The sequence below is a fragment of the Myroides sp. C6-3 genome (genome assembly GCF_050522425.1).
GTDB lineage: Bacteria > Bacteroidota > Bacteroidia > Flavobacteriales > Flavobacteriaceae > Flavobacterium.
On sequence record NZ_JBMVQP010000007.1, the window covers coordinates 86783 to 113748 of the forward strand.

At 35.8% G+C, this 26966-nt stretch carries 22 protein-coding genes; 21 read left to right on the forward strand and 1 reads right to left on the reverse strand.

Features of this window, described 5'->3' with window-relative positions; translation table 11 throughout:
• Positions 1-122: 122 nt before the first annotated feature.
• From ACPDG9_RS04805 to ACPDG9_RS04830, 6 genes are all read left to right on the forward strand, one after another.
• A complete protein-coding gene (locus ACPDG9_RS04805; protein ID WP_430526623.1) occupies positions 123-941 on the forward strand; it encodes a hypothetical protein in 819 nt (272 codons plus the stop codon).
• Between the two features lie 97 nt (positions 942-1038).
• Entirely contained in the window at positions 1039-2424 is a 1386-nt protein-coding gene (locus ACPDG9_RS04810) for a leucyl aminopeptidase family protein (RefSeq protein WP_430526624.1), read from the forward strand.
• An 80-nt stretch (positions 2425-2504) separates the two neighbouring features.
• Positions 2505-3011 carry a GNAT family N-acetyltransferase gene (locus ACPDG9_RS04815; protein WP_430526625.1) on the forward strand — a complete coding sequence of 169 codons (507 nt, stop codon included), beginning with the start codon at positions 2505-2507 and terminating at the stop codon, positions 3009-3011.
• Between the two features lie 195 nt (positions 3012-3206).
• Positions 3207-3608, forward strand: coding sequence for a hypothetical protein (locus ACPDG9_RS04820; RefSeq protein ID WP_430526626.1), 402 nt, complete (start codon positions 3207-3209; stop codon positions 3606-3608).
• Positions 3598-3798 (forward strand): helix-turn-helix transcriptional regulator, encoded by a 201-nt coding sequence (locus tag ACPDG9_RS04825; RefSeq protein ID WP_430526627.1) that lies wholly within the window; start codon positions 3598-3600, stop codon positions 3796-3798. Before ACPDG9_RS04820 ends, ACPDG9_RS04825 begins: the two co-directional genes overlap by 11 nt.
• Before the next feature lie 64 nt (positions 3799-3862).
• Positions 3863-4411 (forward strand): HugZ family protein, encoded by a 549-nt coding sequence (locus ACPDG9_RS04830; protein ID WP_430526628.1) that lies wholly within the window; start codon positions 3863-3865, stop codon positions 4409-4411.
• Positions 4412-4471: 60 nt separating this feature from the next.
• Here ACPDG9_RS04830 and ACPDG9_RS04835 read toward each other — a convergent pair whose 3' ends face one another.
• Positions 4472-5374, reverse strand: coding sequence for a DMT family transporter (locus ACPDG9_RS04835; RefSeq protein WP_430526629.1), 903 nt, complete (start codon positions 5372-5374; stop codon positions 4472-4474).
• A gap of 272 nt (positions 5375-5646) precedes the next feature.
• Here ACPDG9_RS04835 and ACPDG9_RS04840 point away from each other — a divergent pair, with 272 nt between their 5' ends.
• From ACPDG9_RS04840 to ACPDG9_RS04910, 15 genes are all read left to right on the forward strand, one after another.
• Entirely contained in the window at positions 5647-6354 is a 708-nt protein-coding gene (locus tag ACPDG9_RS04840) for a hypothetical protein (RefSeq protein ID WP_430526630.1), read from the forward strand.
• A 99-nt stretch (positions 6355-6453) separates the two neighbouring features.
• Positions 6454-6996 (forward strand): sigma-70 family RNA polymerase sigma factor, encoded by a 543-nt coding sequence (locus ACPDG9_RS04845; protein WP_430526631.1) that lies wholly within the window; start codon positions 6454-6456, stop codon positions 6994-6996.
• Positions 6997-7093: 97 nt separating this feature from the next.
• Positions 7094-8029: a FecR family protein gene (locus ACPDG9_RS04850; RefSeq protein WP_430526632.1), complete on the forward strand. Its 936-nt coding sequence runs from the start codon at positions 7094-7096 to the stop codon at positions 8027-8029.
• Positions 8030-8159: 130 nt separating this feature from the next.
• A complete protein-coding gene (locus tag ACPDG9_RS04855) occupies positions 8160-11423 on the forward strand; it encodes a SusC/RagA family TonB-linked outer membrane protein (RefSeq protein ID WP_430526633.1) in 3264 nt (1087 codons plus the stop codon).
• A gap of 11 nt (positions 11424-11434) precedes the next feature.
• The gene (locus tag ACPDG9_RS04860) at positions 11435-12922 is read left to right on the forward strand and encodes a RagB/SusD family nutrient uptake outer membrane protein (RefSeq protein ID WP_430526634.1); all 1488 of its coding nucleotides are present in this window, start codon (positions 11435-11437) and stop codon (positions 12920-12922) included.
• A gap of 2 nt (positions 12923-12924) precedes the next feature.
• Positions 12925-13725 (forward strand): endonuclease/exonuclease/phosphatase family protein, encoded by an 801-nt coding sequence (locus ACPDG9_RS04865; RefSeq protein ID WP_430526635.1) that lies wholly within the window; start codon positions 12925-12927, stop codon positions 13723-13725.
• A gap of 202 nt (positions 13726-13927) precedes the next feature.
• The gene (locus ACPDG9_RS04870) at positions 13928-15499 is read left to right on the forward strand and encodes a M20/M25/M40 family metallo-hydrolase (RefSeq protein WP_430526636.1); all 1572 of its coding nucleotides are present in this window, start codon (positions 13928-13930) and stop codon (positions 15497-15499) included.
• Positions 15500-15786: 287 nt separating this feature from the next.
• A complete protein-coding gene (locus ACPDG9_RS04875; RefSeq protein WP_430526637.1) occupies positions 15787-16236 on the forward strand; it encodes a T9SS type A sorting domain-containing protein in 450 nt (149 codons plus the stop codon).
• Positions 16237-16240: 4 nt separating this feature from the next.
• Entirely contained in the window at positions 16241-22717 is a 6477-nt protein-coding gene (locus ACPDG9_RS04880) for an RHS repeat-associated core domain-containing protein (protein WP_430526638.1), read from the forward strand.
• Between the two features lie 11 nt (positions 22718-22728).
• Positions 22729-23340, forward strand: coding sequence for a hypothetical protein (locus tag ACPDG9_RS04885; RefSeq protein ID WP_430526639.1), 612 nt, complete (start codon positions 22729-22731; stop codon positions 23338-23340).
• Between the two features lie 94 nt (positions 23341-23434).
• On the forward strand, positions 23435-23686 hold the full coding sequence (locus tag ACPDG9_RS04890) for a hypothetical protein (RefSeq protein ID WP_430526640.1): 252 nt from the start codon (positions 23435-23437) through the stop codon (positions 23684-23686).
• Between the two features lie 11 nt (positions 23687-23697).
• Positions 23698-24144, forward strand: a complete 447-nt coding sequence (locus ACPDG9_RS04895) for a hypothetical protein (protein WP_430526641.1) — start codon at positions 23698-23700, stop codon at positions 24142-24144.
• Between the two features lie 470 nt (positions 24145-24614).
• Entirely contained in the window at positions 24615-25235 is a 621-nt protein-coding gene (locus ACPDG9_RS04900) for a hypothetical protein (RefSeq protein WP_430526642.1), read from the forward strand.
• Positions 25236-25242: 7 nt separating this feature from the next.
• Positions 25243-25443 (forward strand): hypothetical protein, encoded by a 201-nt coding sequence (locus tag ACPDG9_RS04905; RefSeq protein ID WP_430526643.1) that lies wholly within the window; start codon positions 25243-25245, stop codon positions 25441-25443.
• 1 nt (position 25444) lies between these two features.
• The gene (locus ACPDG9_RS04910) at positions 25445-26077 is read left to right on the forward strand and encodes a DUF4304 domain-containing protein (RefSeq protein WP_430526644.1); all 633 of its coding nucleotides are present in this window, start codon (positions 25445-25447) and stop codon (positions 26075-26077) included.
• Positions 26078-26966 lie beyond the last annotated feature (889 nt).

Here is a 26966-nt window from a genome sequence, read left to right on the forward strand (position 1 = left end):
GGGCAAAATAATAAGTTGTGTATAAGCATACAAAAATAACCATAAATCTGAGATATATTAAGTATATTCCTAGTAATTTTGTTAATCTAAATATTCTGCCTTTTTAGGTTCAAAAAAACAGGATGAGAAAAGCCCTTACAACAGGATTTGATTTTTATCTCAAAGCGAGTGTACACGTTTCTTTCGCCGTGTTCGCCTTGGTGCAAATGACCTTTTATTTTTGTCGTTTACCCTTCGATTGGACGGTATCACTTCTCGCCTTTTCAGGTACGTTGTTTTCCTATAACTTTATTAAATATGCAGATTTTGTTGCGATTCATCGGCTCAACTTGTCGTTGAAGATGAAAACAATTACTTGTATGAGCTTTTTAGCGCTCCTTGTAGGAATAGGTTGCTTTTTCTTTTTACATATTCCTGCACAGCTAGTGACTATATCTTTATTGGTGCTGGCTGTTTTATATGCTGTGCCCATTTCCAAACGCGTACCTAACCTGCGCAATTGGTCAGGCCTAAAGGTGTATATCGTCTGTTTGTGTTGGGCAACAGTAACGTTGATCATCCCTATTCTAAACGCAAATGTTGAGCTATCTCTAGACATATGGATCAAGTTTTTACAGCGCTTTATTTTGGTGTTGATCCTTATTGGAATATTTGAAATCGTTGATTTACAGTATGATGAAAAGTATTTAAAAACCATTCCACAGCTATTAGGTACGCGTAAAACCAAGATTTTACTCACTCTTTTGTTGATTCCTTTTTTTGTGATTGAATTTTTTAAGGTAGGATTTCAACCCATACAAGCTTGGAATAACCTCATTCTTGTCTGCATCACACTGCTCTTTATTCTACGAGCTTCCCCAAAACGAAGTATTTATTTTAGCTTGTTTTGGGTGGAAAGTGTTCCAATTTATTGGTGGATTTTAGTTTTATTGGAACAGTAAAAAAAACGTTTTTCGGCTAAATGATCTCAATCTTTTCGCAAGAGATTTTTAGCTGAGTCTAAAAAAATGTATATTTGTACTTATAAAAACAACAAAGATGATACAACTTGTAAATGACGTTAAATCAAACGGAAATATAGTTTTCGTTTTAGGAAATGACAACACTGTTGAGGTTCCTGCTTTATTGAATGACTTTGTAAAAGCTTTTGAAGCAGGAGAAAAAGAAGAGGATTTTGCGAAAATTGGACCGCAATACTACTTCTTCGTTAAAGAGAATACGAATTTAGAAAAAATGCGTTTGGCAGGATTTAACATCCGCAAGCAATTAGATAAACAAGCGGCTACCTTGACAGTAGTAGGAAATGGCGAATCTACTTTGGCTTTGACAGAAGGGATAGCGCTGTCGAACTACCAATTTTTAAAGTACTTCAAGGAGAGAGAAACTATGCAATATGCATTGGAAAACATTGAGGTAAAAGGAAATTTTGACACGAAGCAAATCAGCGATTTAAACAATACCATCAAAGCTGTTTATTGGGCGCGTACGATGGTTAATGAACCAGTAAGCTATTTGACTGCGACGCAATTAGCAAAAGAGATTGAAGTTTTAGGTAATGAAGCGCAATTTTCGGTAAATGTCTTAGGTAAAAAAGAGATCGAAGCTTTGAGAATGGGTGGTTTATTGGCTGTTAACAAAGGGTCAGTGGAGCAACCAACGTTTACAATTATGGAGTACAAACCAGCGAATCCAATCAACAAAAAACCTATTGTTTTAGTTGGTAAAGGGGTGGTTTACGATACAGGAGGATTGAGTTTGAAACCAACTGCTGGATCGATGGACTCGATGAAGAGTGATATGGGAGGAGCAGCTTGTATGGCGGGAACCATCTATGCAGCGGCACTAAACCAAGTAAATGTTCACGTGATTGGGTTAATCCCAGCAACGGATAACCGCCCGGGTGGAGATGCATATGCGCCTGGTGATGTGATCACTATGTTCGATGGAACAACGGTAGAAGTATTGAATACAGATGCTGAAGGACGTATGATCTTAGGAGATGCGATTGCTTTTGCGGCAAAATATGAGCCTGAAGTAATTATCGATGCCGCAACTTTAACTGGGGCTGCTTTAGTGGTGGCTGGAGATATCGCTTCTTGTATTATGGGGAATGATGAAAAAACAATGCAAGCGATTATCGCTTCTGGATACAAAGTGCATGAGCGTTTGGCTCAATTGCCTTTCTGGGATGACTACAAAGACTTGTTGAAATCGAGTGTGGCTGATATGAAAAATATCGGTGGTCGTTTCGCAGGTACGATCACAGCAGGTAAATTCTTAGAGCATTTCGCCAAAGCACCTTATGTGCATATTGATATTGCTGGTCCAGCTTGGATGGATGCACCTAGAGATTACAAAGGAAACGGAGGAACAGGAAGTGGAATCCGTACTTTAGTTGATTACTTAACAAATTATAAAGCATAGTTTTTTATATTTGATTTTTATATAAAAGCAGTAAGTTTCGATTTACTGCTTTTTTTATCTCATGATATAACAAGGTGAAAATGGAAAATATCTCAATACAATATCAGGCCGTGACTCCTGAAAATATGCATTTAATTCGCCCTTTGGCGGAGAAAATTTGGCAAAAAACCTATGGACCACTATTAGATCCTGCCCAAATAGACTATATGTTGCCGATGATGTACAGCCACGAACGCATCACAAATGAAATTGAAGCCGGGTATGTATGGGAATTATTAGTGGTTGAAGGACAAGTATTCGGGTATTTAGACTATAAAATGATGGAAGACAATCGCGTATTTCTGTCTAAAATTTATTTGGATACAGACCAACAACAAAGAGGATTAGGGAAGTTAATGTTAGCTCATGTACTCGATTTTGCTCGTCAAAATAACGCAAGGGCCGTTTATTTAACGGTAAATAAAAACAATGCGAAAGCGATTGAATTCTATGAACGCAATGGCTTACAGTGTATAGAATCCAAGACTTTCGATATTGGTAACGGCTATGTGATGGATGATTATATTTATCAAATCGAAATTAAATAGGCTAGAAAACAAGAGATGAATACAGGTTATTGCTTTTTTTTGTTGTTTCTCTGTTTTCTTTTTCAACAACAAAGCGTCAGAAGGTAAGATCGGAACACAGTTGTTTGACGGAAAGGTTTCTGCATTACAATGTAAAGTTTGCTTTGCATAAATATCAAGTTTATTTTACATTCGGATCAACTAAAAACGAAAAATATGAAACAGTTTCCTTTATTACCGAGTAGATTTAAGTGGATTGGCATAGGACTTATTATCTCTGCTGTGGTACTGAGCTTTGCCTTGAAAGATTACCTGTGGGAATATCAGGACTCGGCAAAGACTATTGCAACGAACATGATTAATCTTGGTTTGTTGATGTATTTTTTTACAAGGAGAAAAGAAGATGATGAAATGCTCGCTTTTATGCGATTGAAAACCTTAGCGGGAGGTGTATTACTACTTATTATCAGTATATTTATCGAAGCGATATGGAACTGTATTGAACCTGGCGCATTTACAGAAAATACAGCTGGGGCTGTGATGAAAATTATGATTTTTATTAATTTAATGTACGAAATAGAATACCGAAAAATAAAAAAGAGTTTCGATGCGGAATAAAGTTAAAGAAGAACGCATACGTTGTTATTTTACTCAACAAGAATTGGCAGAAGCGATTCAAGTTTCGCGGCAAACCATTCATTCTATTGAGTCGAATCGCTACGTTCCCTCGACGATATTGGCGTTAAAATTGGCGAAAACACTCCAAGTAAAGGTGGAAGATTTATTTGAGCTAGAAGACACAGATTAATGTATTATTTTTATTTAGTTTAAATAATTTAGTATCTTAGCGCGACAATATAAATACAATTACAATGAGTACAGATACACTTAATCCAAACTTCGATCAACACAAAGTAAAACCGAAAGCGCCTAAAGTAGAGGAGCTTATTAACGAGTGTAAATCCGTGATGATTGCATCGTTAAATGAAGATGGTTCACCTTTGGTAAGTACAGCGCCTTATTCAAGAGTTGGAAATGAGTTCCAAATTTTAGTTTCTTTTATGGCAAAGCACACGAAGAACCTAAGAGATCGCAAAAAAGTATCTTTTATGTTTGTAGAAGATGAGGCTTCATCTAAACAATTATATGCGAGACACCGATTAACAATCGAAACAGAAGCGGAGTTAGTAGAGAAAGGAAATCCTTTATATGAGCAAGCCATGGTTGATTTAAGAGAGAGACATGGAAAAGTAATCGAGGTTTTAGGAAACCTAGAAGACTTTATCATGTTCAACTTAAAGCCAATTAAAGGGTCTTATGTGAATGGATTCGGAAGTGCTTATTTTGTAGATGAGAATTTACAAGTAATTGAGCATAGACACGGTGCTCATGGTCAACATAACGTAGACGTTAAAAAATAATATACCTGTATGGGTTCAATAAAAAAAGTCTTTAGTATCACACTAAAGACTTTTTTGTTTTTAGGTGTCTTTTTGTTTTGAAAAAGCAATGACTAAGGTCACGGATAGGAGTACAAAGAACAAGCCAAGGGCTGACATCCAATTAAAGAATTCGCCAAAGAAAAGTGTTCCTACTACAACAGCCACTACGGGTTCCATGGATCCTAAAATAGAGGTTACCGTAGATCCCGCGTGTTTAACTGCTAAAACCAAGCACAAATCTGAGATAAACGTTGCAAAAAAACCAAGTAAGATGAGGTTGATCCAGTCTGCTCTGAGTGTAACACTGTCGATTCCCGTAGTTAACAAGGCGTAGAAAAGAAAAATCAAACAACCCATTAACAGCACGTAAAACGTTAGTGAATCAAAGTTCATATGGGAAACCCTTGATTGGTTTAAGCCTACAATATACAAGCCATAGGTAAATATGGTCAAAGAAGCTAAAATCAGTCCTTTAAATAGGGCAGGAGAAGCTTCCCCATGCCAACACATCATACCAACACCAAGCAACGAAAGAATCGAGGCAATGAGCAAGACGGTTGATTTCTTTTCTTTAAAGAAGAGAATCATAACGATGCTGACAAAAAGAGGATATAGAAAATGAACGGTGGTCGCCAAACCACTAGCGATATACTCATATGAATCGACAATAAACTTGGCGGTGCCGGCATATAATAAAGCCAAGAAAAAGACGACTGCTAAATCCCGAATAGAAATTTTTAAACTTGTTTTTTTGTAGATACAAACAGCACCCATGGTGGCTGATGAAAACAAAAATCGATAAAATAGAATGGTCGGTATGCCGATAGCCGCCACTCCTTCTGGTCGCAAGCTCGGTACGAGTAGTGGTAACGAAAACAACGGAACCAATCCAAATGTACCAGAGGAAATTAAAGCGAACAAAATTCCTTTCAGGTTTTTCATTGTAAATAAAATATAAAAATTCCGCGCAAAGATACAGCTTCTCCATGGGGGGAAGTATAGGAATCTCACTATTGCTAACATCGTAATAGTCGCTGCAATTGCTTGTAAAAGTGTTTTGTTTTTTCTTCAAATAAAAATCAACTCCTTACTTTATAATTGAAAAAAGTCCGAATCAATGAATTGAATAGTCGCTCTTTTTCGGTTGTTTTTTTGCTAAAAGAAGTATTTTTACTGCTTTGATCTCTTTGTGTCATACTAAACTCAATTCAACTATGAAATCAGCCGCGTTTCTATTCGTTCTTTTTATTGCTTTTATTCAAACAAGTGATGCCCAACCGTTGACGGATTGGCAAACAGAAAATGTTAGAGGTAAAGTGAAAAAAATAGTGCGTATTGATCAACCTAGTGAGGGGAATGAAGTAAAGAAACAAGCAATTTATTTCGACGAGCGAGGCTTTTTTACTTTGAAGGAAATTTATAGCGGTGTACGGGAAGGGACAGAAATGACCTCTACAGTCTATACGAAAATAGGAGAGCTTCAGTTTTTTGAATATCAGCAGAACACACGCCACAGCTTGAGCCTGAACGCAGATGGAACAAAAGCCACTGAAATTGTTCAACAATGGCCAGAGACTACGACATGTGAATTTACCTATACGTATTTTAATAAGCCGAAGAATAAAGGAACAATGCAACTATTGTTCACTCCTCAAGCGCAAGTGAAAGAAATTCACTTAACTATTAGGAATAAAGAACAGGAGACCGTTGAATTTGAAACGAAATCTCATCATCAATATGATGCTCAGGGATATGAAATACAGTTCACACAAGAAACACTCCAACCATATGGAGATACGCAGGTACTGATTTTTACCAATAGGGCTTTTGACTTGCACGGTAATATTGTAGAAAAAGAGGTTTACGATCAAACGCATCAAGTGTATAGTAAAATCTATTTTGACTATGAGTATTATGAGTAAAATAACAAGTAAGAACGAGTAAAACTTAACAGTGAATTAAAATCCAAAGCATTCTTTACCCCTACATTTGTTTGAGTAATTCTAATAATTCATACACAAATGGTAGGTCATAACGCTGATTTTGATCAAATCTTCCAAAAACACTGGGCTGAATTATACAGTTTTGCCTATAATATTATGCGGGATAAAGCTGTTGCAGAAGATATTGTACAAGAGGTATTTATTGATTTCTGGAATCGCAAAATTGTTGTTGAACTACCCCGTGCTTATCTGTTTCAAGCCATTAGGAATCAATGTGCTAAAGCGCTGTATAACCGACGTTTTGATTCCGTTCAAGTGGAGAAACTAGCCTCTATCCTTCCTGATTTGGATGAGGTGCAATACGATGAGGTGAAGACAATGTTGCTGGATGAAATCGAAAAAACAGCCTTAGCCATTCTTCCAGATCGATGCTTGTTGATTTTTAAAATGCGCTTTTACGAACAGCGCAGTTATAAAGATATTGCCCAATGTCTGGGGATTACAGAGAGTACGGTTGAAAATCAAATTACGAAAGCACTGCGAATGCTCAAAGAGTCTACTCCTTATGTAGCGGATATTTCTGGTGCGATTCTCCTACTTCTATGGAGTAATGTTAACTAAGTGTTGTGTATTTTAAGGAATAATTAAGCCTAACTTTTAGCATAGGGGAAAACCTAATTTCGCGTACTTCATTATAGTATCAGATCACAACACTATAATGTATAAGAAATTTAAAACCCTTTTACAAAAGTATCACAAAGGAACAGCAACCTCAGCGGAAGAAGCTGTTGTCAATCGTTTTTTTGACGCTTTGCAAACAGGAGGACTAACCGCAGAAGAAGTAAAACGAAACCGTCAACTGTACGCAAGACTGCAACACAAGGTGGCTTCTAAACGAACTACTTCTTTTTTTACTACTTCCTTATTTCGATACACCTCTTTGGCCGCGAGTATAGTAGGCGTAGCGGTATTGTATTTTTTCTTGACTTCTTCACCAGAAGTACAACAATTGGTCCAAGAAGCAAAGAAAGGGGAGCGACTTGTTTTTTATCTCAGTGACTCTACATTGGTTTACCTCAATTCCAATAGCTCGCTACATTACCCTAATCAGTTTACCTCAGACAGCAGAGAAGTTATTTTAGAAGGAGAAGCTTACTTCGATGTCTATCGAAAGGAAGATCAGCCCTTCATTGTTCATAGTCCCAATTTATCTACCACTGTTTTGGGAACTACCTTTAATATTAGTGATTTTCCCAATGAAACAACGTTAGTCAGTGTTCATGAAGGAAAAGTTCGCGTACGGGCATCGGCACAGCAAGAGGTTATCCTAACAGAAAACGAGCAAGCTAAATGGGACAAGCTGACGAAGAGCCTTTCTAAAGTTGAAGTGGATTTAGAACACTCAAATCAATGGATTACGGGGAGAATCCAGTTTAATAATACATCCATAGCAGAGGTCATCCAAGTATTGAATCGAAGATTTGATAGTACCATCGAATGGGATACTTCAGCGCGAGCGTTGCCTAGTTATACCATTAATGGTGATTTTAAAGGAACAGATATAGAAGAAGTACTACAAGGACTATACTTTCTTTACAATATACAATATAAAAAAGTCGGAGAAAAACAATATAAACTACAGCTAACAAACTAGTGTTTAACCCTAAAAACAACTTCTCATGAAAAAAGTGTAAAAAAAAAACTGTATCCAGCTGCAACTGAATACAGTTCGTAAAAAAAATATAATCCTATTTAGATTAACTTAAAAAACGAAGATAATAATTATGTATCTAAAATTATCCAAAGAATATAGAAAACTTTTTCTGTGTTTGTGTTTTGTATCCCTGTGTTTCTTACAGCCCCTTGAGGCCGTAGCACAGGAAAAAAATAAAAGTGAGTTTACTATTCAGATGAATCAAGCTTCTATCATAGATGTGTTTGATTACATTAAGGCCCATTCGGATTTTACCTTTATTTATGGAGATCCGATCAAGAGTAATGCAATAAAAAAGAACATCAACCTTCAAAACAAAAGTTTAGATGAGGTTATGCGTTACTTGGCTACAACCTATGCTGTCTCTTACCACAAATTGGGAAATACTATTTCCGTAAAATTAGAGGATCGAAAACCAGAAACGGTGATAGGGGTTATTCGCGATGAAAATAATTTAACCGTTCCTGGTGCAACCATTGTATTAAAGGGGACCACACAAGGAACAACTTCTGATTTGGATGGAAAGTTTAGCCTTCAAGCTGTTCCAACGGTTGATCAGTTGGAAATCAACTTTATAGGGTATAAAACGCAAGTGGTAGTAGCAAAGAAAACCATGGATATCCATTTAAAAGTAGATCAAACAAGTTTGGATGAGATTGTGGTGATTGGCTATGGAACAACAAAGCGCTCTGATCTAACAGGTGCTGTTGCCACAGTTAAAGAAAAGGAGTTGACGAGCTATACTGTAACAGATCCATTACAAGCATTACAAGGAAGAGTTGCAGGGGTTTCGGTATCACAAAATACGGGAGAGCCATCAGGAGATTATTCTATCAGAATTAGAGGAGTAAATTCAATTTTAGGTGGAAACACTCCTCTTATTATTGTAGATGGAATTCCTCAAAATAGTTCTTCTATTGGAAGTTATGATATTGAGAGTATGGAAATCTTAAAAGATGCCTCAGCCACGGCTATTTATGGTTCAAGAGGGGCTAATGGGGTGATACTTATTACAACCAAGAAAGGAAAGAGTGGGGAAACTATTGTGAACTACAATTTTGATTATGGTATTCAGAAACAAATTAAAAAATTGGATTTGATGAATGAAAAAGAATGGGCTAATTTTTATAATGAGTATTTGGTTAATGCTAAGATATTAGAAAAAGCGCCTTTTTCAGAAGAAGATTTAGCAAGAATGGGGGAAGGAACAGATTGGCAAGATTTAATGTTTAAATCAGCTCCAATTTCTAGTCACAATATTAACTTATCTGGATCTAAAGATAAGTTACATTATTATGTTAGTGGAACACTTTTGAAAAGAGAAGGAATTATCCCGAATAGCTCATTTGATAAAAAGAATGTACGTACGAATTTGAGTATGCCTGTGAAAAATTGGCTAGATGTCAATTTGCAAATGGGATATAGCGCTTTGGTAGGGTTCAATCAATCTCAAGGTGGTGGAGCAGCAGGGTCTTCTTTGATGTCTGCTATCTATGCTGCATCTCCACATTTTTATCCTTATGATGAAAATGGCAATTATAAAGAGCTTCGCACTTGGTTTCCTTGGTCTTCACATGAATTGAGAAATCCGATGAATATTGTGAATGAATCAAAATATAAAACGGATAACAGATTGAGTAACATCAATTCTAGTATTGTTCTAAAGCCAGTTGAAGGATTGACGTTTAAAACTATTTTTGGTTATGAAAATTCAGATAGCCGTTACGAATCATATACTACCCAAAAGTATATTTATTCTAGTAATTCTGCTGCATTAAATGCTGTGCGTAGTGAAACCGCAATTAATGAAAATATTCTCACTTATAAATTGAAGTTGGCGGATAAACACAATTTTGATATTATGGGGGCATATACTAATCAATCCTATAAAAGCAAGTATTTACAAGCTTCAGGAAATACGTTTTTATCTGATATTTCGGAGGTATATGATTTGGGGTCAGCCGAGATCATGAATTCGCCAAACAGTAGTTTTACAAAATGGGTATTACAATCTTATTTAGGGCGATTAAATTATAGTTTTGATGAGAAATACTATTTGACGGCAAGTATGCGCGCAGATGGTTCTAGTAGATATACCAAAGGTAATCAATGGGGGTATTTTCCTTCTGTAGCTTTAGCTTGGAGAGCTTCCAACGAAAAATTCTTGATTCCGATTTTAGAGCAAATGAGAATTTCAGATTTGAAAATACGCTCAAGTTATGGGGTAACTGGATCTACAGCAATTAATCCTTATGCTACTCAAAATATTTTGACTACAGGAAAAACAGCGACTGAAAATGGAAATTATTCTTATTATGCACCTGGAACGGTTTATCCAGGTAATTTGAAATGGGAAACTACAACGCAATGGGATCTTGGATTAGATCTTGCCTTTTTTAATAATCGCATTAATTTTTCCCTAGATATATATCGAAAATTAACGGAGGATATGCTTAATCGCGTGTTTTTGCCTTCGTCTAGTGGGTATAAAAATACAATCAGAAATATAGGAAGTATGAGCAACCGCGGAATTGAAATGATGCTTGATGCTACTATTATAGATCAAGAAGATTTTGGTCTTACAGCTCAGGTTAATTTTGCTCGAAATGTTAATAAAATTGAGAAACTTGCTAATGGAGATGATATTTTTGGAAGTACACATACAGGGTATGCTTCAGGAACAACTACAATTTTAAGAGAAGGTCAACCTCTAGGTGCTTTTTATTTGTATAAGGATGAAGGGTTAGATGAAGAGGGAAGACTAAAATACAAAGATTTTAATGAGGATGGTGCTTATACTGATAATGAAGATCGATACTTAGCAGGCTCACCTTTTCCAGATTTTACTTATGGAATTAATACCAATTTACGATATAAAGATTTTGAATTAAGCATGTTCTGGCAAGGATCAAAAGGGAATAAAGTATACAACATCAGTGAAATGCGAAACTATAGTTATAGTCAAGGGATGAATGTAGAAAAAGGGGTGTATTATAATAGTTGGAGAGAGGGACAAGACAATTCAAATGCACATTATCCTCGCATTGAACGAGTAGGAGTTTTACGTCATTCAGATCGATTCTTGGAAAATGGTTCTTATCTACGTTTAAAAAATATCGCATTAACTTATAATTTACCCGTACATAAAATGAAAAGAGCAATCTTTTCTTCCTTTAGCATTTATGTAAGTGCTCAAAATATATTAACCTTCACTAAATATAGAGGAGTAGACCCTGAGGTGAATTCAAAAAATAGCGATATAGATAGTGCGATAGATCACTTCACTTATCCAAATACAAAATCATTCACTTTTGGGTTAAAAGCTCAGTTCTAATATATATTATTATGAGAAAATTTTTATTTTTTTTAGGAACAAGTATGTGTTTTTTACAGTCATGTACCCATGAACTAGACGAAGCAGATTATACATATGCCAATACAGTAGATAATTTTTATAATACACCAGAGGAAGCTAATGCTAGTGTCATGGCAGTTTTAGAATCTATGAGACAATCGTATGATGCAAATTGGTTTACTCTTTTAGAAGCTAATACAGAATATGTCTATGCAAAGGGGATTTATACAGGCTATGATGGGTATAATGGATTCATTAATTCTGGACAAATTACAAGATCGGAGGTCAATTGGTCCAATATTTATCGCGCAATTTTACTTAGTAACGTGGCTATAGATAAATTACCAACAGGAAAAGAGTTAACTGAGGAACAAAAAAATAAGTTTATTGCGGAATTGCGTTTTTTACGAGCCTATAATTATTTTAGTTTAGTAAAGCATTGGGGAGGTGTGATCTTGCGTACCGATAAGAACTTAGGTCAATGGGATTTACCTAAAAGTAATAAAGAAGAAGTTTATGCTTTTATAGTAGAAGATTTAAAATTTGCAACAGAACATTTACCTTTGGATGCTAGAATTGGGGGAACTCCTGATCAAGTAGCAGCAAAGACACTTTACGCAGAAGTAGCCTTGTTTTTACAACAGTATGAATTGGCTTTGCAATTGTCTTCTGAGGTGGTAAACAGTGGTAAATATAGCCTAGTCCCAATCACTAAACCACTAGATTTCGATAAAGTATTTGGGTTTGATTTGCCAAAATCGACAGAGGAAATATTTTACATTAAAACTTCTCGTACGGATAATAAAACATGGTCTTATCTTTCCTATACCTCACACCCGAAATACAAAATAAATGAGGAACTAATGTTAAATGGGTTTGGTTATTTCACACATTATACTGATTTAAACAATACTTTAATTAAAAATTGGAATAAAGAAGACTTTAGATTAGAGCGCAATGTTGGACTCTATGTGTTTGGAGCAGATACTTATGGAGACTCTACTTGTTTATTAACAAAATATAGAGACCCTCATGCTTCTGGAGGTGGAGCTAATGTAAATATACCTTTGATTCGCTATACAGATGTTTTATTTACTTATGCTGAAGCATTAGCACGTGTGAATTCAGACTTTGACAAAGCTATTGAGACTTTGAATCAAATAAAACGAAGAGCATATGGAAAGTCAATTCACACAACTCATGCGTCTATAGATTATAACGCAGCTGAGATTGCCAATTTTGATGCTTTTATAGATGTATTAATTCAGGAAGAAATGTATGAACGTTTTAATGAAGGGAAGCACTGGGACTTTATTGTTCGACTAGGAAAGGCAGAAGAGCGCATCGGTAAATATAAAAGTCGTAAAGGAGAGCATACAACTATTAATCCTAAACATTATTTATGGAAAATTCCAGATACAGAATTCAATTATAATAAAAAACTAGATCAAGTTAAAGATCAAAATCCAGGATATTAATTATGAGAAAAATTAAAACACTTATTGCCTTATGTGCTTTCTTGGCTAATATAGGAATGATACAAGCACAAAATAAAGTAGATCAGCCTCTTCGATTCAAAATGCTAACCTATAATGTGGGACACTTTAATCAAGGGAAATTGGGAGGATTTCAAGGTACTGGCGAAATAGCTGAAAAACAACTAGAAGATTGGCGAAAATGGATTGGTGCCCAAGGTGCAGATTTCATGATCGTTAATGAGTGGAATGAGTATTTTGATAAGGAGGAAAAATACAAGGCTACAGAAGAACTGTTAAAACCATATTATTCAAATGTCTATTTTGGTGATAAAAATGAGTGGATATACAATGGTATCGCAACTAATTTTAATTTGATAAACATTCGTCAAGTCCCTTGGTTTGGACAATACTATGCGATTATTGGTGATTTAGTTGTTGGAGATAAAAGAATAGCAATTATATCTTCTCATATTCCTTGGCAGGTAGAATGGCATGATGATGCCATTATAAAGTTAAAAGAGGAAATGAAAAAATATGAGTATTTTATTTGTTTAGGAGACTTTAATGCAAAGAATAAAACATTTGAAGAATTTAAAGCGTTGGGATATAATGTTGCTAGTGGAGGTGCACAAGGATGGTTTACTACAGCTCCAGGTGGGAAAATGGCAGGGAAACTTGATGTTAATATCGACAATATTGTAACTAGTGGGAATATTAAGATAATGAAGGTTGAAGCGCCTTATACAGAATTAAATGATTTAGATCATTTACCTGTACTTGCGGAGATTATTATTAGCGAGTAAAAAAGAATATGAAATAGCTAATTTCAAAGGAAGTTGGAAAAATAAAAATAAAGTAAAGTCATTTCATGAAGTAAATGTGTTAATTTAGTTGAGATAGGCGGGATTTTCCCGCCTATTTTTTTTGGGAGTACATCCGATAAAAAAAAGTTGTTTGTCAATAGATATTAAAGTACTTTGCCTCAAACAAACGAAAATCAAAAAAATGAAATTTACCACAACGATCAATCGAACCTTCAAGTATAGTTTGCTGGGAATGACTCTTATTACGAGTAGTGTAAGTATTGCACAGCAGCAAGACCCTATTGTAGAGGCTATTGTAAAGGAAGGAACCTCAAATTCTCAACTTCAGACGTATGCTTTTGAACTGTTAGATGTTATAGGACCGCGTTTAGTAGGAACTCCACAAATGATGCAAGCGCACAATTGGGTGAAAAACTCGTATGAACAAATGGGCTTGGAAGCGCGCAACGAGGCGTATGGAACTTGGAAATCTTGGGAGAGAGGAACATCTCAAATTACGTTGATAAGTCCTCGAATAAAATCTTTAGAGGGAACACAACTGGCGTGGAGTCCAGCTACAAAGAAAAACGGAGTAGAAGGAGAAGTGATTGTATTAGTTGATGCTAAAAGTCGAGCTGATTTTCAGGCTTGGTTGCCGACAATCAAGGGGAAATATGTGATGATCTCCCCATTGCCTCCGAGTGGACGTCCTGAGTATCAATGGAAAGAATATGCTACAGCATCTTCTTATGAGCGTTATAAAAACGACAAAGAAGCAACGGAAAAGGCATGGAATCAACGTCTTGAAATTACAGGATATACGGCAAAGGAACTACCAAAAATACTAGAAGAAGCTGGTGCAGCAGGAGTGGTTATGTCGTACTGGACCGGTATTATGGGGGCAAATCGAATCTTTGGAGCCCAAACAACAAAAGTACCAACCCTTGATGTTGCATTTGAAGATTATGGCTTGCTGTATCGCTTAGCTGAAGGAGGAAAAGCACCGCGAATCAACGTAAATGTACAATCTAAAAATCTGGGAACCACACAAACATATAACACCATTGCTGAACTAAAAGGAGGCGAAAAAGCAGACGAATACGTAATTTTATCTGCTCACCTAGACAGTTGGGATGGTGGAACAGGTGCGACAGACAACGGAACAGGAATTATTACCATGATGGAAGCGACGCGCATTTTAAAACAGGTATTGCCTCATCCTAAGCGCACCATTTTAATTGGAAATTGGGGAAGTGAAGAACAAGGACTAAATGGCTCTCGTGCTTTTGTCGCAGATCATCCCGAATTGTTGGATAAGATTCAGGTGGTCTTTAACCAAGATAATGGAACTGGACGTATCGCTAATATTGCAGGACAAGGTTTTTTACATGCCTATGATTTTTTAGGGAGATGGCTGGCTGCAGTACCAGATACGTATAAAAAGGACCTTAAAACACATTACCCTGGATCACCTTCTGGTGGTGGATCCGATCACGTGTCTTTTGTTAGCAAAGATATCCCCGGATTTATGATGAGCTCACTGAGCTGGGGCTATGGAAACTACACTTGGCATACCAATAGAGATACAGCAGACAAAATTGTATTTGACGACGTTCAAAACAATGCGATTCTCTTGGCTATTTTAGCTTATAAAGCCAGTGAAGAAGAGAAATTAGTCTCAAGAGAAAAGGTTGTCTTGCCAACAAATGATCAAGGCGAACAGCAACAATGGCCCGTTGCCAAAGAACCACAACGCAATTCAAATCATTACTAAATAATATTAACCATAACAAAAGAGCGCCCCAAAAAGGGCGCTCTTTTTTTGTTTACAGCCTGTAAAGAAGCTAAAAATTGAGTCAATAAATCAAGTGCATGGAGAAATTATTTTACTTCTTCTTTCCTAGATAGACAAGATGTGATTTAAAATATAAGTGTTAATTATTTAATCTTTTATTTAACTATTCAAATATCTGTAGTTGAATAGTTAGTTTGAGAAAGGACTATCATTTTTTTGGAGCATTAATTGTTGTTGCTGTTAAATAATTAACCAAAAATTATGATATGAAAAATAACGTAAAGCTACTAGTACTTCTTTTGTCTTGGTCTGCAACTTCGCAAATTGCCTCAAAACAACTTGTTTTCGATTATGATGGGGCAGGGAATCAGATTTATAGGGGAGTTATAGAAGACAGCAGTACTTCTAATCCCTTGTTAAGCAATGACAGCAACGAATTCTTGTTGCAAGAGACAGCGCAGAATGAAAAACCGAAACTGAAGTACTACCCTAATCCCGTTCAAGAGGTATTATTTATTTTATGGGATAGAACAGTTCAAGAGGTTGCTGCAATTTTTTTGTACAGTTCTAACTATCAAGTGATTCTTAAACGTGAAAATTTGTTTGTAGAGGAACAAACCTACTTTGATGTAAGAGCCTTACCTCAAGGATCTTATGTTATGGTTGTGCAATATGCAGATGGAACGAAGGAAAATGGCATAATCATAAAACGTTAGAGAGATGAAACACAGTTGTATTTTGGTGTTGTTCCTTATACTAGCAAACTTAATATGTTATGGACAACCGATAGACGAAAGAGGGAATAACAAGGTACTACCTTTTGATGAAAGGCCTATTGGTAAAACGGAAGGACAATTAGAGGTCGGGACAACAGGAGGAGCTGTGTATACGATTCCCCTTCAAGTTGCGAAAGGAGTAAATGGTTTGACACCTCAACTTAGTTTAGTATATAACAGTCAAGCAGGTAATGGAATAGTCGGATTAGGATGGGCTGTTGCGGGAGTTTCTGCAATCAATCGAATTACCTCAACCCCATATCACGATGGTGAACCAAGTGAGGTTAATTTTTCTTCAACAGATCGGTTCGCTTTAGATGGACAACGCTTACTCTTGAAATCGGGATCGTATGGTGGAGATGGAGCGGAATACCAAACCGAACACTATTCCAATCTAAAAATCACCTCTCATGGTGTTTCTCCGTATGGCGCTAATTATGGTCCTGCCTATTTTAAAGTGCAATATCCAGATGGGAGTATTTCACAATATGGAGCAACAGCTGATTCTGGTTCAAAATTAGCTTTTGCCATTAGCAGTACCCAAGATCTTTCTAAAAATAAAATAGTGTATCATTATATCGAAAGAGGAGGTATGCAGTTGATTTCTTCTATTCAATATGTTTCGCGTATTCGCGATTTTACACCTACTATAGAGGAAGAGGAGGAGTTACCGCAATTCTCAACAACTCTTGATCCCATTTATGCCGAATATGAAAATGAGATTATGTTTGTCTATCAAGCATTGGAGGTTGGTCAACAGACTTTTTATGTAGGTGGTGAAAAATTTGAAAATTTAGATTACCTCAGTCAAATCCAAGTGAAAAGTGGAGAGACTATATTTAGAAAATACAATTTAGACTACGCAACAACACCCTTACATTTTAAGTTACTGAAGAGCGTTAAAGAATACAACGGGATTGATTCCATAGAGTTACAACCTGTTCTTTTAAGTTATAAAGAAGAAAGCGAATTTGAAAATACGACAGTGTTACAAGGTGAAACTCCTACAAATCTATATGGAGATGTAACAGCAAATAAGTTTGGAGCAATAAGCGGTGATTTTGACGGCGATGGCAGTTTAGATTATTTGGTCTATAAGAAAGATCGAAAAGAATATTGGGTATACTATTCCTCGGCTGAACAAGAGGGAACGTATGTACATCACGATGTTGGTACGGGCGCAGTTTTTGATGCGGTTTATCCCATTCAGCTAAAAAGTAGTAACAACGAAGTTTTATCCTATGAAGGATGGTTGGAAATATCAGGTAATGTTTTTCAAGCTCGAGCTCTGATTGATGGTGTAATTACAAGTGAGTTTACTCGACGGTATAATTTCCCTACGTTCAAAATTCAGCCGACACCTGCATATTGTAATCAAGGACATGACTTTACTTTGCCAAATGACTATTATAGTGGAGATTTTAATGGAGATGGACTAACAGATATTTTGGCCATTCAAAAGCCTACTGAATTTAGGGTTCCCGTTTGTACGACGCAACCCATACACTATGAAGAATTCAAGCTGCCGGGAGGGAAAGCGTATTTACTCGACTTGAATGAAAACACCACGCAACCGCCGAATTCGGGATTTATTAGAGATTATAAGGAAGATTCCAAAGTAGTTACAGGTAATTTTTTGGGAAGTAGTAAAACGGATGTCTTAGTTATTAATGATACAAAAATGATACTGTATACCTATACAGGCACAGCGTTTACCCAAGTGTTTACCTATGAAAACCCTCATATTCGTTTGAGTAATCAAGTTCATGTAGGGGATTTTAATGGCGATGGAAAAACAGATGTGATGCTGTCCGCTGATGGAGGGGCTAATTGGATATTTTATTGCACAGGCACTGGATTTGAACGAATAGAAGCAAAAGGAGGATTTTATACTTTCAAAGACTATGTAATTACGGACCACTACAATAACAATTTTCCTGTTTTAGAATATGTCAATCACATTGCGGCAGACTTCAATAACGATGGGAAAACTGATATGATCGAATTTCGATATTTTGTTGTTCCCAAAGACCACGAAGGATTTAAAAAAGGAGGTACGCTCTTTCTGATTGATTTTGTCAAAAATGAAGGGAATTCCGTTTTTAATACGGCTGCTGTACTAGATGCCTATTCTACAGATCCGATATTTAAACCCATTCAATCAGAAGAGGATGCGATTCAATACATTCCCATTCCCATTTACTTATCTCCATTTAGTAAAGTGGCTTATACAACCAATAGTTTTCGAATGGGGTTATTTATTAATCAAGGGATGTATACGTTTGAATACGGCTATAATCAAGCCAAAAACAGATTGATTACCACTATTCAACAAGGAGATGACACCTATCACCTAACGTATGGCCAATATGGTGTGAAAACTGAAAATCCAAACGATCAAACAGATTTTCCTTCCTTTATGAAATACTCGACTGTTAAGGAAAAATATCCTTTGATTGAACCCAATACTTTACTCAATACTTATCTTGTTACGACCATAGAGCTAACAAATAATCAGACTACAGCACAGAAACAGACCTTCGCTTATGCATCGCCAGTTGTAGATCTTCAGGGACTTGGATTTTTAGGTTTTAAAGGAGTTGTACGCACCAATTGGTACGACACAACAGAAAATATGTTTAAGAAGATCCAAGAAATGGAAGTGCGAAACAGAGGGTTGTTGAAAAGAGAAAGTGTAATTACAGGTGATCAATGGCAAGCGTTCATAGAAAAACCATCTCCAAGCGGAATTACTGCTGTTAAAGCCTATGAGACGATTACAGATTATACGTATCATACTCAAATTACCACAGATAAGGTGTTTATTCCGCAGCTGACTAAGGTAGTGAATCAAGTGATGGGAGGAATGGCGATTGCTGATTCTTTCATAAAGGAAACGACTAATATCTACAATATTTTTAATGATATCGTCCAAGAGTCTTCGACGTACAAACGCAAGTTGGCTGTTGCAGCACCAAGTGGTCCTCGTACAATTACGGATAAAACAGAAACAACAACAATAGCATATGCTTATAGTAACGATACAGAAGCCAATTATTTTAGAAGTCGAATTACAGCGTCAAAACAAACGCAAATTCGAGAAGGAGAAGAGGAATTTACAACAGAAGAACACTATGGCTATGATGATAAAGGAAGAGTAATACAAACAATTAAAAAAGGAAATAATACTTCGGATTCTATCGTTGAAAAAAACAGGTATGATACCTATGGTAATGTAGTTGAGAAAATCGTTAAAGCAGGTGATTTACCTGAGCGTAAACAAGGGTTTAGATACGGGTATTTTGGACGTTTTCTAACAGAAGAAATTGATGTTGAGGGATTGAAAACAACCTATCGATATCAAAGTTATAGAGGACTCTTAACCGAAATGACAGATTTATTCGGACGTACAACAACCTACTCCTATAACAATTGGGGACAACCTACGGGTATAACAAATTTTCTCGGTAAAACAACTCAAACAGAGTACGTTAAAACGGATCAAGGTTTTGAAATTACAACCCAAGATGGAGAAGGTGGATGGAAGAGAGAAACATACGATACGCGTGGAAATAAAACGCAAAGTGCTTTTATTGATATTCGAAATGACTTGGTCTGGAAGTCCTTTGAATATGATGTCTTTAACCGGTTGATTAAAGAAAGTGAACCCTATGATAGGACAATTTTGCCGTTGTGGAATACCGTACAATATGACAAACGAGGTAGAATCAACAAAACAACAAGCAGCAAAGACAAAACGATTACAACAACCTATACCGTCACCACTACTAAAGTTGATGATGGAGTGTCGATCAAAGAAACAAAAATCAATGCCACAGGTGATGTTGTGACTAGAAAAGATGCAGGAGGTGAAATTAACTACACGTATTTCTCCAATGGCAATTTAAAATCAACTACGTATGATGGTGCTATTATGTCTCTAGAACAAGATGGTTGGGGAAGAAAAACTAAGTTAATTGACCCTTCTGCAGGAACGTATACCTATGAGTATAATGCGTTAGGGGAACTAATTAAAGAAACAACCCCTAAAGGAATAACAACATTGACCCTGGATCCAGTAGGGAAACTCATCCAAAAAAACACAACAGGAGAGCAAACCAATACACAAATTACATATAGCTATGCAGAAGGGAGCCAACTACTTGACAACATAACTGCAACGGTAAATGGCGATCGTTATACCTATGATTATGTGTATGATACTTTGCATCGATTGATCAAAACTACAGAAATAACTCCAGTGGCTACATTTACCAAACAGTTGACTTTTAATACGTTTGGAAGAGAATTCGAAGAAACCCTAAGAGTACAAACCCACGGAAGAACAAAGGAAACTAAGATCAAGCATCAGTATAAATATGGCTATCACAGTGAGGTAGTTGATGTTGCAACCCGTTTAAAACTCATTACTAAAGTAGAGGCTAATGCCTATGGTCAATTAACCCAAATTGAACTGGGCAATGGATTGAAAATTAGTAATTTATATGATTCATATGGCTATTTAATCCGACATAAATTAAAAGACTTTCACAGCATTGATTTGTATCAATTAGCCAATCAATTCGATGTTCAAAGAGGAAATCTGTTGAGTAGAACAAATGGAATGTTCAATCGAACGGAAACGTTTTCCTATGATGAGTTAGACCGATTGACTTCTTTTACCAACAGAGAAGGCGTTCAAGAAACGCAGGAGTATGATAGCAAAGGACGTATTCTCAGCAATGAAATCGGAACATATAAATATCCTAGCGAAAGTTCGTATCAAGTAGCTTCAATTGATTTAAATCCCGAAGCTCATGCTTATAATCAAGTACGACCTACACAGCAAGTACTGTATAATGCGTTTAAAAAACCAGTTTGGATTAAAGAAGAGGGAAAGGAAAATATCTACTTTGATTATAATCCGCTGAATCAAAGGAGTGTGATGTACCACGGAGATTTGGCCACAAGTAAGGAACAGAGTCCTTTTAGACGCTACTATTCAGCTGATGGATCTATTGAGGTTAATTACGATGTTGAGGCAGATCAAATCGACCTCGTCTTCTATCTCGATGGCGATGCTTATTCCGCAACGGTAATAGCCAAAATGGAGAAAGGAGATAATCGCTTGGTACACCATTTTCTTCATCGAGATTATTTAGGTAGCATTTTGGCGATTTCCAATGCAAGAGGAGAATTGGTTGAGAAGCGCCATTTTGACGCTTGGGGAAATTTGGTAATTGCCGAAGATGGGCAAGGAAATGAGCGCAACCGATTGACTGTTTTAGACAGAGGATTCACGGGGCATGAGCATTTGCAAGGGGTGTCTTTAGTGCAAATGAATGGACGTTTATACGATCCATCGGTGCATCGCTTCTTAGCACCAGATAATTTTGTACAAGACATCAGTTACACGCAAAATTTCAATCGCTATGGCTATGTGTGGAATAATCCGTTGGTCTATATTGATCAGGATGGAGAACTCTTATTTGTACCCATCATTATAGCGGCTGTAGTTGGAGGAGTGATCAACTGGGGCATCCACGGATTTAAGATGGATAAGGACGGACTCCTAGCCTTTGGTATCGGAGCAACAGGAGGAGCGGTGGAAATACTTACAGGTGGTGTGGCTTTTGGACTCATGGGAGGTGCTGCAGGGGGAGCTCTCGCAGGAATGGGATCCGGTATCATTGGAACAGCAACTCAAGTGGGGATAACTTCCTTAGGTAATTCCTTCTATTTAGGCGATCCCATGATTTCTGCAAAAGATTTTTATACCAGTGTCGGATTCGGAGGTGTATTAGGAGGCCTTTCCAACGGTATACTTGCCCTATTGAATGGACGAAACTTTTGGACAGGTGCTGCACCTATCGCACATCCACTGCCTGTAACCATCAACCCCGCAGGTGTTGTCTCGCAAGAAACGGAAGTAAACCTCAGTACTGCCACAAACGCAAAGAGTGTTCCCGATTTGAACTATACCAATCAAGTGAAAAATAGTACAACAAAAGTTGTACCTTTATCGGTAGTCGATGGTGGTATTGAAGGAGGTCCACTTACTATTCCCAACACGGTTTTAGATGAAATTACTGTTGGTGGGGGTGGGAAAACAATTGTATTTAAATCATTTACAAAAAATAATTTTAGATTTAATTTAGGGAAGTTGACAGGTTACGTACCTGAGAATTCACAGGCCCATCATGTCTTTCCTAAAAAATTTCAATCTATTTTTAACACGAAAGGTATAAATATACATGACCCTCAATTTGGGACTTGGTGGGACACTTCAGACCATTTAAAGAATGCATTTAGGTTTAATACTATGTGGGAAAGTTATCTTAAAACAAATCCTTCTCAATCTCAAATTATGGATTATGGGAGGGAATTAATGAAAGCCTATAATATACCTGTTAATTTTTAAAAAAGATAGTAATGAGAAGTAACCAATTTTATACGTTTAGCAGTAAGCTATCTTCATCAGCTATTCAAGCTCATGCTATTAGTCTGAATAAGGAAGAAGATGAAAATGGATTTTTTGATCAACATAAATTAATACAAGGAGCCTTTGAAGGGGACTATCCTATAGTATTTAAGCAGGAATATGGGAGTAAACTAGAAGATGTTTTGGATACTGGGTGGCCTAGTTTATTTCTTATTTCAAATCAGATGAAAATCCTATTAGAAGAAAATAAATTGACTGGATGGAGTGCGTTTAGTGTAAAACTGTTAGGGAAAAATAACAAAGAAATAGACGGTTATCATGGGTTGTCAATTCAAGGTCGAACAGGGAAAATAGACTTTAGCCAATCTAAAATTATAGAGAAACGCTTAGGGGGTAATACCCCCCTAAGCGAATATTATCTGGGAATGGATGTCAATTTAGATGAATGGGATGGTAGTGACTTTTTTCTGCCTGAAAACTCCTTTGAAATATTGGTAACAGGTCGAACAGCTGAAATTCTGAAAAAAAGTAAATTCACAAATATAAGATTGGAAAATATTGAAACAATAGAAATACCAATCTTTGCTTTGAAAAAGGATTAACTTATAAGAAAAAACGTTGTTTATTCCTTTATACTATTTTTAAGGAAATTAAGGTTGATTCAAGTGAAAGAGGAAATATCAATAGTGAAAAGCTTTGTTTGTATGGAGTACAGTGAGGCAACGATTTTGGAAGAATGAAGCCTTTTATAATTCAAAGGCTTATAGAGAACCCAATGTTTTGCGTATGCAAAAAGGTCTTGCTCCTCAACAACAAAACCCAAAAACTGGAATACTTGAAAGCATGGAATTACATCATCATAAAGTTCCTCAGCGCAATGGTGGTTTGTTCGATTTTATTAAAGTTTGGCCTGATGAACACCGAAAACTAGATCCTTTCAGATATTAAAAAATAGTACTATGGAATTTCAAACATTATTTACGGAGTCCAAGGGACAACCGATTCATTACAAAGGAAAAGAATTACGTTTAATAGAAAAACTTTTTTTAAATGAGAATGAAATAACAATCGATGTAGAGTTTATTTCAACAAATAGCAAATGGGTACAAGGAATTGTTATTGAAACCAAGGGAGATTTTAAAGTGAATAACCAAATCTTACCATTTAAAATTGTGTTATGGGAAGATACAGCTCCTAAAAAAGTTTCAATTGAAATATTTTCTAAGGATAAAAAAGTAAATGTTTACAATGTCTGGAGAACAGCTGATGGAACTGTAGATTATGGACATAATGGAGCTGCTTTCTATATTGAAAAGATAGAGGATAGTTTTGTTTATTATTGTAATGATGGGTGTCCTGATGCTGATTTTTATGATCTGATATTTAAAGTAAAAGTGCACCAATAACTCTCAATAGTATAGGTGTATTTTGATGATACACAGTTAATTGTTTTTTTGAAGTAGCACAATTCCTCGTTATCGGTAGTCGATGGTGGTATTGAAGGAGGATCACTTACTATTCCCAACACGGTTTTAGATGAAATTACTGTTGGAGGGGGTGGGGAAAGTACGATAGCTACTGGACAAGCTCATCATTTACTAGGGAATAGAATAACAAGAGTTTTAAATAACCACCCTACATTGAAGAATGCATTTGATTATAGCAGAACGAATGCCAAATATATTTATAAAGCTTCAGATGATGCGTCTCATAGAGGATATCAAACTTGGCATAGAGAATATGATGCAACAGTTGTTAAATGGCTTCAGAGTAATCCTTCAGCTACACCTATACAATTTGATAGATACCTTCATAATCTCCATCAACAACCTTGGCTGAAAAATAGAATACCAAACGTTAATTTAATAGAATGATGATGCCCTATTTTATAATAAAAAATAATTTATTCGAGAATTCAGAATTTGCCTATGGAGAACAAAGGGAAATGAATTATCAAACAGGAGTCGCAAAAGTATGTGAAACATGTGGAGCTTTTCTTAGTATGTTGGAGTGGTTACCTCCTTTAGAAATCAATGTCTCGAAAAGAAAACTAGGAGATTTTATTTATGGAACCTATGTAGGTTTTATTGTCTCTAAAAAAGTCAAAGATAAGATTGACAATTCTGATTTTAACGGTTTAACCAATTTTAGAGAGGTAAAGCTATACTATAAGAATAGATTGTTAAATGAAGTGTATTATTATCCTGAAATTGAGCAGATTAATGCTTTCGTTGATTTAAGCTACATTGAGTTTGAAGAAAAAGATTTGTGTAATACTTGTCAGAAAGGAAAGAGTATTATAAATAAAATTAATGCTATTGTGTTTGAATCTCCTAATCAAATAAGTAGTGATGTTTTTTATACCACTGCCATAGGACAAGCTGTAATTATTGTATCTGATTATTGTAGCGTTTTTTTTGAAAAAGAAAAGTTTACCAATATTGAATTTTTAGATGCTAGTAAATTTAAGTGGGATTGTTTTAATCCCACTTACTAGTGATTTTTTGAGAATTGAGTATGATTTTAAAGATGGAAAACGCTATATGAATCTTGATGTTTGGTATAAAGGTGTTAATGTAGGAGGAATTGAAACTAAGGTTGGTAGTTCTCGATATTTACCATTACAAAGATTAAAAGATGCTTGGCTTGAAGCCCAAGACGTTCCTTATCCAGTACAATTAGTAAGAAAACCTAAAAATTGGTAAAATGAATAGATTTGGAGATTTTTTAAATTTGTTAACCCCTATGATGAAACCAATGGGCTTTAGTAAAAAAGGAAATAGTTTTTATTTAAAAGACGGTGTGAATTATGGGATACTAAACTTTCAAAAAAGTAGAGAAAACACAAAGGAAGTAGTTAGATTTACGATCAACTTTGGAATTTATTCTAGTGTTTTAGCAGAATTATGCAGTAGGTCTGATACGTTAATAAAGCCGAAAGTAGAACAATGTCATTGGATAGCTTGGGTTGGAAATTTTTTGCCTAACAGTCCAGATTATTGGTGGAGTATTCGTGTATTGGACAATTTGAATGATGTAGTTTGCGATGTTATAGAAATAGTTCAACATATTATACTACCTGAAATTAAAAAACGGTTGTCCGATGAAGATTTAATGAATAGTTGGATAAACGACTATTATGCAGGTACTACAGAGTTAGGAAGGTTTATATATTTAACTAAACTATTAAAAGTTAAGGGAGATTTTGAAGCATTATATGGAGTTATTGAGCGGTTTATGAAACACTCAAAAGGAACACCAAATGAGATTAGAGCTATAGAGCATTTAATGGAAATAGAGTATAGTTATGAAGAAGTAGAAAAAACAAATCGAAAGTAATAAACAGGATAAAAAAATAGCGAAATTGTATACTGTTTCGCTTATTCCATAGACACTAAGGGCAATTTGCAAACAGCTCTTAGATGTTCTTTTCTTTAAAACGTATACTAAGAATAGCACAACTCCTCGTTATCGGTAGTCGATGGTGGTGTTGAAGGAGGATCACTTACTATTCCCAACACGGTTTTAGATGAAATTACTGTTGGTGGAAGTGCATCAGGGCTTTCAAATGTTCAGTTAGTTCAAAGTGCAGCTATAAAAGCTGAAGCAGCAATTGGAGGTGTTGGTAGATTTGCTGGTACTGCGAAACACACGTATGCAACAGGCTTGTTAAATAGATATCAAAATATGTATGGAAATAGAGGATTACAAGTAAATAAATATTTTAAAGGAAGATTTGGTAAAGGTTTTCTAGATGTTCATGATGTTAGTAATAATGTTATTTATGATTTTAAATTTGGAAACCCAATAATGAAAACTAATCAATTTAACAAGTATTTTAATACTTTTCATCAGCCAGTGAATATAGTGGATCGATATGGTAATGTTTTACCAAGGTAGGATCATTTTGAATAAAATAAAAGATTTATGGACAACAAAAAGAAGAGAATAATAACAAAAGAGTGGTTGTCGTTTTTTCCTGAATTACAGAACTATTCTCCAAATAAATTGTACAAAATAGTAGAGCCTTTCGTGATAGGTATAGAGTTAATAAATCTGCCTGATGGAGAAAATTACAGACCGCATTTTGTTATTTATTCATTGTACAAGGAAAATCTAAAGAAATGTTTAGAATATCCTGAATTGATGTTTGGATATCCTAATGAAATTCGGACAATTAGTTAAGCAGCTTTATTAATATTTATTATTTGATTAAATTCGTTGATTG

Excerpts from the sequence above, each read along its gene's own strand:
- ACPDG9_RS04805 (WP_430526623.1), top strand. The coding sequence starts at position 123 with ATGAGAAAAGCCCTTACAACAGGATTTGATTTTTATCTCAAAGCGAGT.
- ACPDG9_RS04810 (WP_430526624.1), top strand. The coding sequence starts at position 1,039 with ATGATACAACTTGTAAATGACGTTAAATCAAACGGAAATATAGTTTTC.
- ACPDG9_RS04815 (WP_430526625.1), top strand. The coding sequence starts at position 2,505 with ATGGAAAATATCTCAATACAATATCAGGCCGTGACTCCTGAAAATATG.
- ACPDG9_RS04820 (WP_430526626.1), top strand. The coding sequence starts at position 3,207 with ATGAAACAGTTTCCTTTATTACCGAGTAGATTTAAGTGGATTGGCATA.
- ACPDG9_RS04825 (WP_430526627.1), top strand. The coding sequence starts at position 3,598 with ATGCGGAATAAAGTTAAAGAAGAACGCATACGTTGTTATTTTACTCAA.
- ACPDG9_RS04830 (WP_430526628.1), top strand. The coding sequence starts at position 3,863 with ATGAGTACAGATACACTTAATCCAAACTTCGATCAACACAAAGTAAAA.
- ACPDG9_RS04835 (WP_430526629.1), bottom strand. The coding sequence starts at position 5,374 with ATGAAAAACCTGAAAGGAATTTTGTTCGCTTTAATTTCCTCTGGTACA.
- ACPDG9_RS04840 (WP_430526630.1), top strand. The coding sequence starts at position 5,647 with ATGAAATCAGCCGCGTTTCTATTCGTTCTTTTTATTGCTTTTATTCAA.
- ACPDG9_RS04845 (WP_430526631.1), top strand. The coding sequence starts at position 6,454 with ATGGTAGGTCATAACGCTGATTTTGATCAAATCTTCCAAAAACACTGG.
- ACPDG9_RS04850 (WP_430526632.1), top strand. The coding sequence starts at position 7,094 with ATGTATAAGAAATTTAAAACCCTTTTACAAAAGTATCACAAAGGAACA.
- ACPDG9_RS04855 (WP_430526633.1), top strand. The coding sequence starts at position 8,160 with ATGTATCTAAAATTATCCAAAGAATATAGAAAACTTTTTCTGTGTTTG.
- ACPDG9_RS04860 (WP_430526634.1), top strand. The coding sequence starts at position 11,435 with ATGAGAAAATTTTTATTTTTTTTAGGAACAAGTATGTGTTTTTTACAG.
- ACPDG9_RS04865 (WP_430526635.1), top strand. The coding sequence starts at position 12,925 with ATGAGAAAAATTAAAACACTTATTGCCTTATGTGCTTTCTTGGCTAAT.
- ACPDG9_RS04870 (WP_430526636.1), top strand. The coding sequence starts at position 13,928 with ATGAAATTTACCACAACGATCAATCGAACCTTCAAGTATAGTTTGCTG.
- ACPDG9_RS04875 (WP_430526637.1), top strand. The coding sequence starts at position 15,787 with ATGAAAAATAACGTAAAGCTACTAGTACTTCTTTTGTCTTGGTCTGCA.
- ACPDG9_RS04880 (WP_430526638.1), top strand. The coding sequence starts at position 16,241 with ATGAAACACAGTTGTATTTTGGTGTTGTTCCTTATACTAGCAAACTTA.
- ACPDG9_RS04885 (WP_430526639.1), top strand. The coding sequence starts at position 22,729 with ATGAGAAGTAACCAATTTTATACGTTTAGCAGTAAGCTATCTTCATCA.
- ACPDG9_RS04895 (WP_430526641.1), top strand. The coding sequence starts at position 23,698 with ATGGAATTTCAAACATTATTTACGGAGTCCAAGGGACAACCGATTCAT.
- ACPDG9_RS04900 (WP_430526642.1), top strand. The coding sequence starts at position 24,615 with ATGCCCTATTTTATAATAAAAAATAATTTATTCGAGAATTCAGAATTT.
- ACPDG9_RS04910 (WP_430526644.1), top strand. The coding sequence starts at position 25,445 with ATGAATAGATTTGGAGATTTTTTAAATTTGTTAACCCCTATGATGAAA.